At 53.0% G+C, this 14,531-nt stretch carries 10 protein-coding genes; 4 read left to right on the forward strand and 6 right to left on the reverse strand.

Going from position 1 to position 14,531, the window contains the following annotated elements; all coding sequences use genetic code 11:
* Positions 1-388 precede the first annotated feature (388 nt).
* On the forward strand, positions 389-1,861 hold the full coding sequence (locus tag A6X21_RS21850) for a sulfatase-like hydrolase/transferase (RefSeq protein ID WP_068852837.1): 1,473 nt from the start codon (positions 389-391) through the stop codon (positions 1,859-1,861).
* Positions 1,862-1,893: 32 nt separating this feature from the next.
* Here A6X21_RS21850 and A6X21_RS21855 read toward each other — a convergent pair whose 3' ends face one another.
* The 3 genes from A6X21_RS21855 to A6X21_RS21865 form a co-directional block, all read right to left on the reverse strand.
* Positions 1,894-2,307: a hypothetical protein gene (locus A6X21_RS21855; protein WP_068852839.1), complete on the reverse strand. Its 414-nt coding sequence runs from the start codon at positions 2,305-2,307 to the stop codon at positions 1,894-1,896.
* 68 nt (positions 2,308-2,375) lie between these two features.
* Positions 2,376-3,155: an MBL fold metallo-hydrolase gene (locus tag A6X21_RS21860; RefSeq protein WP_240490364.1), complete on the reverse strand. Its 780-nt coding sequence runs from the start codon at positions 3,153-3,155 to the stop codon at positions 2,376-2,378.
* A 125-nt stretch (positions 3,156-3,280) separates the two neighbouring features.
* The gene (locus A6X21_RS21865) at positions 3,281-4,621 is read right to left on the reverse strand and encodes a DUF1444 family protein (RefSeq protein WP_068852842.1); all 1,341 of its coding nucleotides are present in this window, start codon (positions 4,619-4,621) and stop codon (positions 3,281-3,283) included.
* A gap of 723 nt (positions 4,622-5,344) precedes the next feature.
* Between A6X21_RS21865 and A6X21_RS21870 the strand changes: the two genes are divergently transcribed.
* The 3 genes from A6X21_RS21870 to hemG all read left to right on the forward strand — a co-directional run bounded on the left by A6X21_RS21870 (position 5,345) and on the right by hemG (position 8,890).
* The gene (locus A6X21_RS21870) at positions 5,345-6,133 is read left to right on the forward strand and encodes a uroporphyrinogen-III synthase (protein WP_240490365.1); all 789 of its coding nucleotides are present in this window, start codon (positions 5,345-5,347) and stop codon (positions 6,131-6,133) included.
* 51 nt (positions 6,134-6,184) lie between these two features.
* Positions 6,185-7,315, forward strand: a complete 1,131-nt coding sequence (gene hemE / locus A6X21_RS21875) for a uroporphyrinogen decarboxylase (RefSeq protein ID WP_240490366.1) — start codon at positions 6,185-6,187, stop codon at positions 7,313-7,315.
* Between the two features lie 114 nt (positions 7,316-7,429).
* Positions 7,430-8,890, forward strand: coding sequence for a protoporphyrinogen oxidase (hemG, locus tag A6X21_RS21880; protein WP_240490367.1), 1,461 nt, complete (start codon positions 7,430-7,432; stop codon positions 8,888-8,890).
* 73 nt (positions 8,891-8,963) lie between these two features.
* On the opposite strand, the gene acnA is transcribed toward hemG, so the two are convergent.
* The 3 genes from acnA to gatB all read right to left on the reverse strand — a co-directional run bounded on the left by acnA (position 8,964) and on the right by gatB (position 14,509).
* Complete coding sequence (acnA, locus tag A6X21_RS21885) at positions 8,964-11,636, reverse strand: aconitate hydratase AcnA (protein WP_068852847.1); 2,673 nt, start codon at positions 11,634-11,636, stop codon at positions 8,964-8,966.
* 261 nt (positions 11,637-11,897) lie between these two features.
* Positions 11,898-12,740, reverse strand: a complete 843-nt coding sequence (locus A6X21_RS21890) for a 3-keto-disaccharide hydrolase (protein WP_068852850.1) — start codon at positions 12,738-12,740, stop codon at positions 11,898-11,900.
* Between the two features lie 251 nt (positions 12,741-12,991).
* Complete coding sequence (gatB, locus tag A6X21_RS21895) at positions 12,992-14,509, reverse strand: Asp-tRNA(Asn)/Glu-tRNA(Gln) amidotransferase subunit GatB (RefSeq protein WP_068852853.1); 1,518 nt, start codon at positions 14,507-14,509, stop codon at positions 12,992-12,994.
* Positions 14,510-14,531: the final 22 nt, after the last annotated feature.

Here is a 14,531-nt window from a genome sequence, read left to right on the forward strand (position 1 = left end):
ATCAGCATGGTCTGGCGATCATGATGGCATGATGCAGGTGATCACGAGAGCCAGTCAGCGGGCAACTGGTATGAACGGAGTGTCTGAAAAACAAGACGATGAGACGAATTCAGGAAGTGGATTCGTTATTCAGGAGAGCTGGTGGAAGTGCTGCCGAGGTAAGAACAGGACTCTGTGCCGATTTGTTGGTTCAAAAAGTGAAATTCAGCCGATTTTCGGGAGGTGATTGATCTCCGGGTGAGGTTAAACAAGGAGACCCCCATTGGGCTTAACTCATCAGGCATTCAGCAATTGATGTCAGTTTCAATTCATCAAACCGCAGATCGCTCCCGAGGCAGATGTTGGCAAAAAAGCCCTTAGAGGGCTCCCAGAAAGGTAGATCGATTTTATGCAACGACTTTGGCCAGTCTGGGCAATTTGTCTTGCGATCTTTCCATCCATGAACCTGATTCTGGCAAGCGAGAAGCCAGTTGCGACCAGTCCTGCCCTTACAGCTTCTCCAACCCATCCGCATATCATAGTGATTGTCGTTGATGATATGGGGTTGGGAGATCTCGGATGCTATGGCGGCAAGATTCAACCCACACCGGCACTCGATCAGCTTGCCAGCGAAGGGAAGAGGTGGACTCAGTTTTACTCTGCCTCCTGCATCTGTTCTCCCTCTCGTGCGGCTCTTGTCACTGGCCGGTATCCCGGTCGGCATAAGATTACCAGTTATCTGCAGACAAGAGCCGGAAATAAGGCTTGTGGGCAAGCCGATTTTTTGAGCCCTACAGCTCCTTCCATGGCGAGAATTTTCAAATCGATCGGGTATCGAACCTGCCATCTGGGAAAATGGCATTTAGGTGGTGGTCGAGATGTGACCAATGCCCCCAAGTTTGCGGCTTATGGCTATGACCATGCGCAAGGAACATGGGAAAGCCCGGAACCTGCCACTCCTCTGGGAAAACAGTATCCACCCTGGTCAGAACAGTTAGAGCCGGGTCAGGTGCACCGTTCCCGACGAACACACTGGCTGGTTGATCAGACTATGGAGTTTCTGCAAAAAGATCCTCAGCAGCCGGCTCTCATTACACTTTGGCTGGATGATGTCCATGTTCCTTTCAGGCCCAGCCAGGAGCAGTTATCTGCTCTCCAGCCAGACTTGGCTCCTCCAGCCAAGGATGTGACGGAGCGTGATCGCTATCGAGCAGTGATGGCAAATCTCGACACGCAGATGGGAAGATTAATCGAAGCGATACGCCAGAAATCCATGGCGGAAAAGACGGTGGTGGTCTTTATGGGTGACAATGGACCGCTGCCCACCTTCGATCAGGAACGGACCAGAGGGCTACGCGGCTCCAAACTCAGTTTGTACGAAGGTGGAATTCGAGTCCCCCTAATTGTCTGGCAGCCTGGAAGAATTCCTGCCGGTGCAGTGGATGATCGAACGGTTCTAACCAGTCTCGATCTGCTTCCCACGTTGCTTGCCTATGCTGGAGGAAGCACTGGCGAGCAGTTGTTGGCCACCAATTCCTGGAAGCTCGATGGCCACAATTGCTCAGGGTGTTTCACACAGGCGACGATAACGCCAGTGATTGAAGAGCAGCAGCCACGAGCAGATTTCTGGGAATATGGACGTAAGTCCGAAGCGTTCGCCTTCCCGAAAGATGCGGCTAATCGCAGTCCCTTTCTGGCGATGCGAGAAGGCCCATGGAAACTTCTGGTCGATCATGAGGGGCAGCATGCGGAACTGTATCAGCTTGAACTTGATCCGCAGGAAACAACCAACCGGTCATCAGCAGAGCAGGCCCGTGTGGCAGCGATGACTCGCCGATTGCTGACGTGGTACAAAGATGTCTACCAGGTACCAACTCCCTGATAGCAAAGTCAAAAACGGCGAAAGCCGAGCATTCAAGCATCTTCTGCAGAAAACGACGAGCCCGTCGTGTTTTTCGACAGGCGATGGAAAAGTTCCAGACAGGCCTGATACTCACTGGTTTCTGGCGGAAGGCCTTGGGCATCGTGAGATTGCAACACCAGATGCTCTGCCCGCTCATAGTTGACCTGTCTGGAGTAACGATCGATCAGTGATTGAACAGACTCCAGGTTGAGCGAATTGGCAATTGGTAAGGGTGAGTTCAACGGATGCCTGGGATTTGACGCAATCAATAACTGCCGTGCCTTGTCGGCCAGATCCAGCCAGCCGGCTCGCGCTGCAGTGATTGAAACCATGAGCAAGAGGCGATTGCGAGGCAGCCATTGCCCCTTCTGGTCTGCCACACTGGCCAGCTTCAGATAATTCCAGCACGCCTGTTCGTGGTTCATCGGGCGGCCTGTTTGCGGTACTGGAGGAAGTCATTCACACTGGAGGTGAACTTCCCAAGATCCCGATCTCAGGTCAAGGGGATTCGCAACCCATCATAGGCCAGTTCCACATGGGGCGGGAGTCGCTTGTTGGTCGTTTCGTAATCGAGATGATGCGAAACGTGCGTCAAAAACGCCCGTTGAGGCTGTGTCAAACGGATGATCTCCAGTGCTTGCGGAATACCAAAATGCGTGGCATGAGGTGTGTCCCGGAGGGCGTCGATAATGAGCACATCCAGGCCCATAAGTCGCTCCAAGCTTTCCTCGGGGATAAAACTGACATCAGTGCAGAAAGCCACATTCCCAATCCGGAAACCCAGAACGGGAAGTTTGCCATGCATCAAACGGATGGGAAGGATATTCAGCCCTAAAAGTTGAAAGGGCTCCAGAGAGAGTCGCTCGAATTTGAGCATGGGGACGGCACCCATGTGCAAATCGGGCGGGGGAGGTACAAACGCGTATGAGAAAGCGGCTCTTAGCTGCTGCTCGACAATTTCTTCGCAGTAGAGGGGAATGGGTCGATTGAGTCGGTAACCAAAGAGCCTGAGGTCATCGAGCCCGAAAATATGATCGGCATGGGAATGCGTGTAGATTGCCGCATGGACGAGATCGATCTTTTCTCTAATGAGCTGAATTCGCAGCTCGGGCGATGTGTCGATCAGAAAAAGACCTTCGGGTGCTTCGACCGCAACGCCTGAGCGTGTCCGGCGATTTCTAGGGTTTTCTGACAGGCAGATCGGACAGTGACACCCAATGATTGGAACGCCATGACTGGTTCCCGTCCCTAGAAGAATCATCGAGCGTTCCACAAACATTTCCCTTGGCACTTAAGCATGGATTTCAACGAGGCAATTGGCAATTCACCGTCATTGTTTGATGAAGTTCAGCGTGCGATTCAATGGATCATACGTATATTCAACTTGAAATCGCGAATTCAGACATATTCGCTGACACCATCCGCCGTAATCAGCAGCAGTCGCGAAGTGAGTGGATGAGTCATCTGGTGATGATCTACAGTCACTCGTTCACGAATCTGTTCAACAGTCTCTTCGCAGGAAAGGCTGACAGCGACGAAAAAATCTCGATTCGGGACACCGACAACACACGACCCACCCAGAAGGAGACGTAATCGCTCGCGGAAAGATTCACTCGCCAGCCGTGCTGCATTATAAGCATCAGGTTTGGTCGGCATGGCGACCGCCGGTCCGTGCTCACTCTCGATAACGGTCATTTCCATCGGGTGGGCTTCAAAATGTCGATCGAGATTTTCCAGCGCAATCGATCGCAGCTCCTCGTAAGTCATCTCCCAGTCTTCAAGCTGTGCTGGCTGCACATACCAGTACGCCTGCTCTTCATCGACAACGTATGTCATCGCCAGATCTGCTGCGAACCCTTCACAGACGAAACCCAGTTCGTTGGCTTCGCGAGTTGCCAGTTGCAAAGGGCCACCTTCCCAGTGATCCGTATCAAACAATCCTGGCCCGACGGCATTTCGAATCGATTTTTGAGGGTAAAGCATGGGAATCAGCCGATGAACCACGCTTTCTCGTCTGGGACGAAAGTTGCCGGAGGTCTCTTTTTGCAGGTTGACCAGAGTTCCCACGGCGTTTTCAAGAATCGCTTCAAAGTAGTTGGGGCGATGCAGGTACTCGCGGTAAAAATTCACAAGGCTGACTGTGCTCCCTCCCAGATGAATCTGCAGATCACCAGCCTGCTGGCAATTCAAATCGGGATGAGCCTGCCGAATAAAGTCGACAGCTCTGGCAATAAAGACATTCGGTGGATCGCAGGGTGCAGGATTCAGCTTCAGAGTCTGGATCACGACTTGTGCTAACGTCTGAAACTCATGATCAACATCAGTCCCCTGTAACAGTTCTGCGACCAGCAGCAGGTGCCCTTCAGCAACAACTGTGACTTGAAACTTCTGCCAGTTCCCGCGCTCCCACAAACGTTTCCAGAAACTCGCAGGTGGCTGAAGAAGCGTCTCGCCGCAATGCCAGCCAGTATTGTTTCCAGGGTGTGCCGAGCCTCGCACCTGCATGCGGCGGCGGTGCGCGTACTTATCGATGAGCAGCTTTTTAAGTGCTGATTGTGGTTCGGCTGGCTGATTGGACCACGAGACGGTTAACGAGAGTGTCGCCTGGCCTTCTGCAGGGCGGAGCAGGACGTGTCCTTGCCGTTCGATGAGACTCCAACTGGGGGGAAAAGCCAGTTTGTACCACCCGAAAAGGCCGATGTGGGATGTCCAATGTTCTAATGGTTCAGCGTTATCCACGCCTGCTGATCCTTAGCTCAACTTCCAGAAAACGGATGCTACCTTGATTGTACTAATCCGACTGGCTGTCGTCGCAAGAAAATCCGAAATGCGGGAAATGAAGGAGTGTTTCGCATGGCCATGGGGTCACGCAATTCCAGGGGTGGCAGTGTTTTTTTGTATATTTTTGTGATTGCATGAAAGTTAAGCGAAGAACCAGCCCATTTGCTTAAGAGATCAGCCATTCCGCATCGGCCGTAGATGCTGCCGTGAGAAATTGAAGAGGGCAAACGTGCGAAAACAAGTTCAATTCTTGCATTTCGCGGGTGTTGTGCCGTTTGTTCAACGAATGGCGCATAAATTGCCCACTGATTAGACAGCCTGCACAGGGGTGAAAGGCTGGCAGTGTAGCCGGGTGTGGTCGTTTGGCTTTACTCGGGCGAGCGCCTACACTGCCAGTCTTTCACCCCTGTTGGCGTTTTGATCTCTCGTTCTCCCGAGAGTTCGAGCTGAGGATGTCTCAGTTTTGATGGAATTTATCTGCCATCAGCTTTCCGGGTGATGTCCAGCGGACGTAACCTCACATGTTTGATACACTTCAGTGGGCAATCTGGTCATTCAGAGACTGCTGAATCAGGTGACATGTTGGGGACGGCGAACGTGCAGAGTTCATCTCATCCAGTCAGTCGTGACGATACTGACAGCCTGAAAATTTGCTCTTTTGAGAGCCGCCGTGGCGAGGAGATGGCTTCGCTGATTGAGCGAATGGGCGGGCTCGCCACCATTGCACCGTCGATGCGTGAGATTCCTCTCGGAGAGAACCCTGAGGCGTTCCGATTTGGGGAACGATTACTCAACCACGAATTCCGCCTGATGGTATTTCTCACCGGTGTGGGGGCGCGAGCTTTACTTGAAGTCCTAGAAACGCGATTTCCCAGAGAAGAGATCCTGGCTGCCTGGGATCGCTGCGTGACGATTGTCCGCGGGCCTAAACCTCATGCCGTGCTGAGAGAGTGGGGTGTGCATGTCGATGCGCGTGCCCCCGAACCAAACACCTGGCGAGAACTTCTTTCAATCCTCGATGATTGGGGTGCACTTCAATCTGTTTCAATGGCTGTGCAGGAGTATGGTCAACCCAACGAACTGTTGTACAAAGAACTGCAGCAGCGCGGTGCCATGGTGACCAGGGTTCCCGTCTATCGATGGGCTTTACCAGAAGATTTGAATCCACTCGAACATGCAATTCGTACCTGTGTGCAAGGTGAGTTTGACGCTCTCTTGTGGACCAGTGCTCAGCAGGTACATCATGTGCTGGAAGTCGCCGATCGAATGGGGTTGAAAACCCCGTTTCTTCAGGCGGCCAACCGGTGTGTGATTGGTTCGATTGGCCCTACAGCGACAGAAACGCTCATCGAGCAGGGGCTTGCTCCTGACTTAGAACCAGAGCATCCCAAAATGGGCCCACTGGTCAAGCTGGTTTGTGAAGCTGGTTTGCCGATCGTGGCCCGAAAACAGCTAATTTCCAAAGACTGATGGATGAACTTTATGCCTGGGTACTGCTGAAATTCTCGGCCTGATTCGTCTATGTTGGTTGTTGAGGGCATTCCTGAAGTTGATCTGAAAACTCGATGGGCTGATGCCAAAAATCTTCCTGTGAAAGTAACTCCTCTGATGATGACAACGGAATTGGCTGACAGTCGCTTTATGCGAGCCGTTCGCCGTGAAGCGACTGATACCACTCCCATCTGGATCATGCGTCAGGCAGGGCGATATCTGCCCGAATACATGGCTGTTCGCAGCAAAGTAACCTTCCTCGAACTTTGCGAAACCCCCGCCCTGGCGGCCGAAGTCACGCTGACTGCGCGAGAAGTGCTTGATGTCGATGCGGCGATTCTGTTTGCCGATCTGTTGCCCATGCTTCGTCCCATGGGCATTGATCTGGAATACGCCAAAGGGGAAGGGCCTGTGATTCATAATCCCTTGCGGGCTCCTGCAGATTTGCAGCGATTTCGCGAACTCGAAGATTTGAGTTCCTTAGGATTTGTTTACGATGCGATTCGCCTTATTCGCAAAGATCTTCCCGGAAACATCCCTTTGCTGGGTTTTGCCGGGGCGCCATTCACATTGGCTTCATACGTTCTGGAAGGGGGGGGATCTCGCAATTATCTGCATACCAAACGATGGATGTATAACCATCCGGAAGAATGGCACGAACTGATGGGGAGACTTGCGCGGACGATTGTCAGATACCTGCTGGCTCAGGCGGCTGCGGGTTGTCAGGCTGTGCAGATCTTCGATAGCTGGGCGGGCTGCTTGTCTCCCTGGGATTATCGGGAATTTGTCCTGCCTCACACAAAAGCCGTCATTCAGGAGTTGATGCCGCATGTGGCAGTCATCAATTTCATGACGGGAAATCCGGCACTCCTGACGATGCAGAATGAAGCGGGAGGAAGCCTCCTCGGCATCGATTGGCGGCACGATATTGGTGATGTCTGGAAGCTTGTCGGTGACTCCAAGGGGATCCAGGGCAATCTCGATCCACTGATCCTTGAGGCGGATCTTCCTATTTTGAAGGCGAAGGCCGATGCAATTCTGGAGGCCAGTCGAGGTCATCGTGGACACGTCTTTAATCTCGGGCATGGTGTGTATCCGGAAGTCGATCCTGAGAAAGTGAAAGAGTTGGTACGCCACGTTCATGAGTCAGGTGCTCGTTAAAGTCGCAATGATTCCTGCCAGAAGACCTCTATTCGTGGACGAATTATGAATGCTCCTGGCGGATCTGGTGAGGGCGGGTTTAAAAGAAGTTCTCCCGGAAGATCTTCTTCGCCCTTGCGCATCGCCGTTGTGGGTGGTGGCCTGAGTGGGCTGGCTGCTGCACATCGCCTGGTCGAAATTGCTGCTGAGCAGAACCGACGATTTGAGATCACGTTGTTTGAATCGCAGTCTCGGCTGGGTGGACTCGTTGGGACTGAATCAATTGCCGGCTACCAGATTGATCTGGGGGGCGATTCCTTCATCACCGATAAACCAGCGGCATTGAATCTTTGTCTTCGCCTCGGGCTGAAAGATTCTCTGGTTGGTATGAGTAAAAACTTCCGAGGGGCCTACATCCTTCGTGGAAAGAAGTTATGCCTTGTGCCAGAAGGGGTCAACCTGATGACTCCTTCCAAGGCTTTGCCCATCCTGACGACATCCCTGTTATCTGTCTCAGGCAAACTGCGCATGCTCGGCGAACGTTTTGTTCCACCCAGGCAAGATGAGAGCGATGAGTCGTTGGAAGCGTTCGTTGTGCGAAGGTTCGGCCGGGAAGCTTTTGATCGACTGGTGCAACCCCTGGTGAGCGGCATTTATACAGCCGACCCGTCCAAGCTGAGTATTCAGGCGGCACTTCCTCGTTTTCCAGCGGATGAAAAACAATATGGCAGTTTGATTCGTGCAGCGACCGTTCGTGCTTTGCGGAAGCGGGGCTCTCCCCAACAGCAGGCCACAGGAGCACGTTATGGATTGTTTCTCGGCTTAAAAGGTGGCATGCAGGAACTGGTGGACTGGTTACTTTCAAGAATCGTTGGCCAAATTTCCTTAAGACTGAGTACTGAAGTCACTCGAGTCGAACATAAAACTCAAAATGAAGATGCTGCTCATCAAGGTGAGGTCGTACTGCATACCAAAGGTCGACGACCGGAAACTTTCGATACGGTGATCCTGGCTCTCCCCGCCTGGAAATCGGCAGAAGTTCTGGCTACAGATCACGCGGGTCTTTCCCAGGAGCTTTCCCGAATTGAATTTGCTTCGAGTGCGATCGTTGTCACGGGGCATCAGGAATCGCAGATCAAAAAACCTCTGGGAGCTTTCGGTTTAGTGATGCCGCGGGTCGAGCGTCGCAAAATTCTGGCGGTCTCATTTTCGCATCGGAAGTTCCCCGATCGCGTTCCTCCGGGTTGTGCTTTGTTGCGAACATTTGTCGGCGGAGCGCTACAGCCAGAGTTGTGCGAACTGGACGATCAACAGTTGCAGAAACTCGTGCATGAGGAGTTGCAGGAGATATTGGGAGTTGAAGGAGAACCGGTAGTTTCGCGGATCGTGCGATATCCTCGGGCGATGCCACAATTTCATCTGGGCCATCGGGAACTCGTTGCAAGGATTCGCGGACAGCTTTCACTGACACCTCGAATCGTACTGGCCGGTAACTCTTACGATGGTGTGGGAATTCCCGATACCATTGCCAGTGGCGAACAGGCCGCCGAACGCATTGCGGACTTCGACACAAAAACAGAAAGCCCCCAGCCGTAAGGCAAGGGGCTTTCCAGTAACCTCATGTCGACAGCCAGGAAAATCGAGTGGCTGTTGAGGCACTTAACCAGGATTACTCGGCTGCGAGCTGCCTCAAGACCTTATGGAGAATTCCGCCATTGCGGTAATACTCCACTTCCACAGGCGTATCGATTCGGCAGGTGCAGACGAACGAAATCATCGTGCCGTCGGCCTTGTGGGCCATCACTTCCACGGGTTGCAATGGCTTGAGAGAATCATCGAGTTGAACATCGAAGACCTCAGTTCCATCCAGTCCCAGGTGTTCTCTCGATTCTCCCTCGCGGAATTGCAGGGGCAACACACCCATGCCAACCAGATTCGAACGGTGGATACGTTCAAATGAGGTGGCGATGACAACCTTGATGCCCAGAAGGTAAGTTCCCTTGGCTGCCCAGTCGCGCGATGAGCCAGTTCCGTATTCGGCTCCAGCGAGTACAACCAGCGGTGTTCCTTCAGCCTTATACTTGATGGAGGCATCGTAGACGGACATCTGTTCGCCCGTACCAAAGTGAACCGTCACGCCACCTTCAGTGCCGGGGCAGAGCAGGTTCTTCAGGCGAATGTTGGCAAATGTCCCGCGAGTCATGACGCGATCATTGCCACGCCTTGCACCATAGCTGTTAAAGTCGATGGGCTTGACGCCTTCTGACTGCAGGAACAGACCTGCAGGAGAAGTCGCCTTGATGTTACCCGCTGGGCTGATGTGATCGGTCGTGACGGAGTCTCCGACTGAGAGAAGACAGCGGGCATTATGGATCGAGGTGATCGGGGACGGAGTTGCGGGCATATCGACGAAGAAGGGCGGTTCCTGCACATAAGTGCTCTTCGTATCCCACTGGTACAGGTCGCCACCTGCGCCGCCGATCTTCTGCCACTCTTCAGGACCCTTGGTCGCAGCTCCATACTCGCGCTGGAAGACGTCGGGAGTGATGGCGGCTTCGATGGCGGCTTCGATTTCTTTTGAGGAGGGCCAGATATCCTTCAGGTAAACGGCTTCTCCCGATGAGCCTGTCCCAATGGGATCTTTGGTCAGATCGATATCGGTCGTTCCAGCGATGGCATAAGCGACCACCAGCGGCGGGCTGGCGAGATAGTTGGCTTTGACGTCGGCATTGATTCGACCTTCGAAGTTTCGGTTCCCCGAAAGGACAGCCGCAGCGACCAGATTTCCATCTCGAATTGCCTTGGAAACTTCGTCTGGCAATGGTCCGCTGTTCCCAATGCAGGTCGTACACCCATAACCCACGGTGTTGAAGCCCAGTTGATCCAGTGGCTGATCCAGCCCGGTCTTGGCCAGATAGTCAGTCACCACCCGGCTGCCTGGAGCCAGACTGGTTTTTACCCATGGTTTTCTCGTCAGTCCCTTCTTGACCGCATTTCGGGCGAGCAGGCCTGCGCCAATCATTACCGAGGGATTGCTGGTGTTGGTACAACTGGTAATCGCCGCAATCACTACGGCGCCATCACCAATTTCGTAAGACGATCCATTCTGTCCAACCTTAACTGGTTGCGCCGGTTCGGTCTTTCCAAAGGCCTTGGCCAGATCGTTGTGCCATTGCGACTTCATGTCTGTCAGCAGGACACGATCCTGAGGACGCTTGGGGCCAGCCATTGAGGGAACGACGGTTGAAAGATCGAGCGACAAGGTGCTTGTAAATTTGGGATCCGGTGTTTCATCCGTACGGAAGAGACCCTGGGCCTTGTAATACGTTTCAACCAGTTCGACTTCAGCGTCTGTGCGACCAGTGCGGCGCATGTAGCGCAGAGTTTCAGCGTCAACGGGGAAGAAGCCAATTGTGGCGCCATACTCAGGAGCCATGTTGGCAATCGTCGCCCGGTCGGCCAACGACATACTCGAAAGTCCGGTGCCAAAGAACTCGACAAACTTCCCAACCACGCCATGCTTACGCAGCATTTGTGTGACGGTCAGAACGAGGTCTGTGGCTGTGGCACCTTCGGGAAGCTTGCCTGTCAGCTTAAAGCCGACGACTTCAGGCATCAGCATGTAGATCGGCTGGCCGAGCATGACGGCTTCTGCCTCAATACCACCAACACCCCAGCCCACGACACCCAGGCCGTTGATCATCGTCGTATGGCTGTCGGTCCCCACAAGGCTGTCAGGGAAGGCAAAGCCGTCTTTTGTGAGCACACCTTTGGCGAGATATTCCAGGTTGACCTGATGGACAATGCCGGTCGCTGGTGGAACCACGCCAAAATTGCTGAAGGCCTGCTGCGCCCAGCGGAGCAATTGGTATCGTTCCAGATTGCGTTCGAACTCAAGATCAATGTTCTTTTGTAATGACTGTTCGGTGCCGAAGTAATCGACCTGAACTGAGTGATCGATCACCAGATCGCACTGCACCAGCGGATTGATTTTGCGGGGATCTTTGGACATTCGCTGCATGGCAGAGCGCAACGCTGCCAGATCGACAACCGCAGGAACCCCGGTGAAGTCTTGCAAGACCACTCGACCTGGGAAGAAAGGAATTTCGATCTGTGCTGGTGCCGCTGCATTCCAGCCAGCCACTTGACGCACATGCTCGCTTGTGACAACAAACTCATCGACCTTACGAAGGCATGCTTCCAGCAGCACGCGGATCGAGAAGGGAAGTTCACTCAGCTTCGCCAGGCCCGCTTTTTCCAGCGCCGGGAGGCTGGCGATGTTATATTCGCCAGATGATGTACGGATTTGACAGATTGAATGAAACGGATCGGCAGCAGCCATAAATGAAACGGCTCCGGAAAAAGTTATAAGTCGAGGTTCAGCCCATCACCTTGAAGGTCTCTGGAACCTGTCTGTGGATGGTATCATTGCGAAATGGGGTAAGGAAAGCCTTACGTCGATTCCGCCGAAAATTGTGCCAACTGCCCGCAGAATGCTCCGCTGCTGATCTGTCGAAGTTTAGGGATTTCGCGATCGGTGTGTCAGACTTTGCGGGTTGCGCAGATCGCATTGTCTCATTTGGAATTGAGCAAGTTCTGTGCATCAGGACTGCGGGTTGGCTGCTGGGGGCTTGGGTTCCGATGAACCGACAGGATCCGAATCAACTTTCGTCGGTGGTTTGTCAGTTTCCCCAGTCGCAGACTTCTCCACAGTTACAGATTTCTCCAGAGTGGCAGTATTCTCTTTGGGGGCAGGATTCAGCCAGAAGCGGCGAAAATGCACGACGGCCCCTTCGCTCTGGAGAGCAAGTCGGCCACTGGTTTGATCTGTTGCCAGAACTTCCCCGACTCGAGTTCCATTCACAACGACAGCCAGACGGCCACTCCGACTGCTCACTTGTAAAGAATTCCACTCACCGAGAGGGCGGGAGAGACCCTTCACGTTGATGGTCGTATTCGAAGTTGCGGCTCCAGCCGGGAAGATGCTTCCGGCTGCGGGGGCATGCAACTGGATCTGTATGGAATCCGGCCAGATTCTCTCTTCCTTGTCGGTATAGACCAACAGGCCACTGTTTCCATTCGGGTCGTCGGGATACTTCCACTCAAACCCCATGTCAAAGTCAGCGAATTTTTCGGGTGATTGGAGATATCCAAAAGGTTTACCTAGACAAATGAGTTCGGAATCTTCCTCGGTAGCGGCTTTCTGCACTTTCCAGACATCGTCTCGCCCTGTTTTTTCAACCGAAAAAATCAGCCAGTTTTTCTTGATGTCCGAGACAGACAGTAACTGCCTTTGTGGTGAGTCCGCCGTGATTGCAGCCGCTCCAGTTGTGGGAGGAACGGGAGGCTGCTGGGGTTGAGGTCGTTGACTGGGTTCCTGAATCCCTGCACCTTGAATCCCTGCGCCTTGACTGATATTCGATGCTGATTTGGTTTCATCCCCCATAGAAGGGGTGATCACGGCACAAAGACTCACACAAATCCAAAGTCCAATCGTTCGACGAAAAGTCTGACACGAAAGGCTTATGACGATCGAACGATCATGCCGGGGTCGGCTCTCAAGTTGGAGCGTATTCACATTGAACCTGATGTGATGACGAGCGCGTGCTCAATTCTTTTGATGAACTCTCTCAATAGCACGATACCAAAGAAACATCTCGACGGAACTAACTATTCATTTGAGAATGGGGCATCGATTCAGGAATTTCCACTTTTCAGGGCATCGAGAGCCTTTGTGACCAGACTCTTCACCAATTGAGGATCAGCACCCCGGGCTTCGCGCATCACCTGGCCCAGGAGTGAGCCTGCGGCAGCCTGTTTACCGCCGAGATAATCGGCCACAGGTTTGGGGTTCTTTTGAATGACCTGCTGAATAATGTTCAGGAGCAACTCATCATTCTGAACAATGGCCAGCCCGCGTTCCTGGATGACTTTCTCCAGTGTTTCGTGGCTGACTGTGTTTTCTTCGCTGTATGATACCAGTGCGTCAAGAGCTTCCCGAGCCGCCTTGAGTGTGAGTTGCTTGTCGCTCACTTTCTTAAGGATTGTCCCCACAAGTTCAGCGGATACCGGGAATTCCCCAATCGAACATTTGCGTTCATTGAGAATGCGCTGGATCTCCTGAGTGATCCAGTTGGAGGCTTGTTTGGGTTCAGCCCCATGCGTGACAATCTGTTCGAAGAAATCGGCGAAAGCACGCCCTTGTTCGATGATCACGCCGGCGTCATACGGGCTCAATCCCAATTGCGTCTGATAGCGTTGACGGCGATCCTGTGGACGCTCCGGGAGATCAGCTTGCCACAATTGGATCTGATCTGCTGTCACAATCACCGGAACCAGATCAGGGTCGGGAAAGTAGCGGTAGTCAGCAGCTTCTTCTTTGCTGCGTTGTTCAATGGTAACGCCACGCTGTGGATCATAGCCAAAGGTTCGTTTGGTTCGATCGGCGATTTCCTCAAGGTGGCCATAAGTTTTCAGTTGTCGGGAAACTTCGTACTCACAGGCCTGCTCGAGAAAGCGAAAGCTGTTGAGGTTCTTGATTTCGACAATCGGGGTTTTGGTCGTTATGCCCGAATCATGATGAAGATGCAGGTTGATATTCGCATCGCAGCGCAGATTTCCTTCCTGCATATTGCAGTCGGAAACCCCTAAGTAGAGTAGCAGCAGCCGGATTTCTTCCAGCAGCATGCGAGCTTCCTTTGGTGATCGAAGATCTGGCTCTGTAACAATCTCAACCAGAGGTGTTCCCGCGCGGTTCAAATCGACCTGACTCTCTGATCCCCGGCCCGATTCATCGTGCACGTTCTTGCCTGCATCATCTTCCAGGTGAGCCCGGATGATACGCACTTTACGAGTCAAACCTTCTGCGCCGGCCACTTCTGGATCGGCGGGAATCTCCATCAGGCCCGAATGACTGAATGGCAAATCGTACTGGCTGATCTGATAGCCTTTGGGCAGATCCGGATAGAAATACTGTTTGCGATCCCATTTGGTGAAATGAGCGATCTGGCAGCGGAGACCCATGGCAGCCTTGACGGCCATTTCGAAGGCCCGTTTGTTCAAAACTGGCAAGGCACCCGGAAGCCCCAGACAGACAGGGCAGGTGCGGATGTTGGGCGCATCGGGTGTGAAGTCGGTCGCACAACCACAGAAGATTTTCGTTCTCGTCTGAAGCTGAGCGTGAACTTCAAGACCGATAATGACATCGTATTTCATGCCATGGCTCTCAGACAGAATT

The organism is Planctopirus hydrillae (assembly GCF_001707835.1).
GTDB lineage: Bacteria > Planctomycetota > Planctomycetia > Planctomycetales > Planctomycetaceae > Planctopirus > Planctopirus hydrillae.

Excerpts from the sequence above, each read along its gene's own strand:
- A6X21_RS21850 (WP_068852837.1), top strand. The coding sequence starts at position 389 with ATGCAACGACTTTGGCCAGTCTGGGCAATTTGTCTTGCGATCTTTCCA.
- A6X21_RS21855 (WP_068852839.1), bottom strand. The coding sequence starts at position 2,307 with ATGAACCACGAACAGGCGTGCTGGAATTATCTGAAGCTGGCCAGTGTG.
- A6X21_RS21870 (WP_240490365.1), top strand. The coding sequence starts at position 5,345 with ATGGCTTCGCTGATTGAGCGAATGGGCGGGCTCGCCACCATTGCACCG.
- hemE (WP_240490366.1), top strand. The coding sequence starts at position 6,185 with ATGTTGGTTGTTGAGGGCATTCCTGAAGTTGATCTGAAAACTCGATGG.
- acnA (WP_068852847.1), bottom strand. The coding sequence starts at position 11,636 with ATGGCTGCTGCCGATCCGTTTCATTCAATCTGTCAAATCCGTACATCA.
- A6X21_RS21890 (WP_068852850.1), bottom strand. The coding sequence starts at position 12,740 with ATGGGGGATGAAACCAAATCAGCATCGAATATCAGTCAAGGCGCAGGG.
- gatB (WP_068852853.1), bottom strand. The coding sequence starts at position 14,509 with ATGAAATACGATGTCATTATCGGTCTTGAAGTTCACGCTCAGCTTCAG.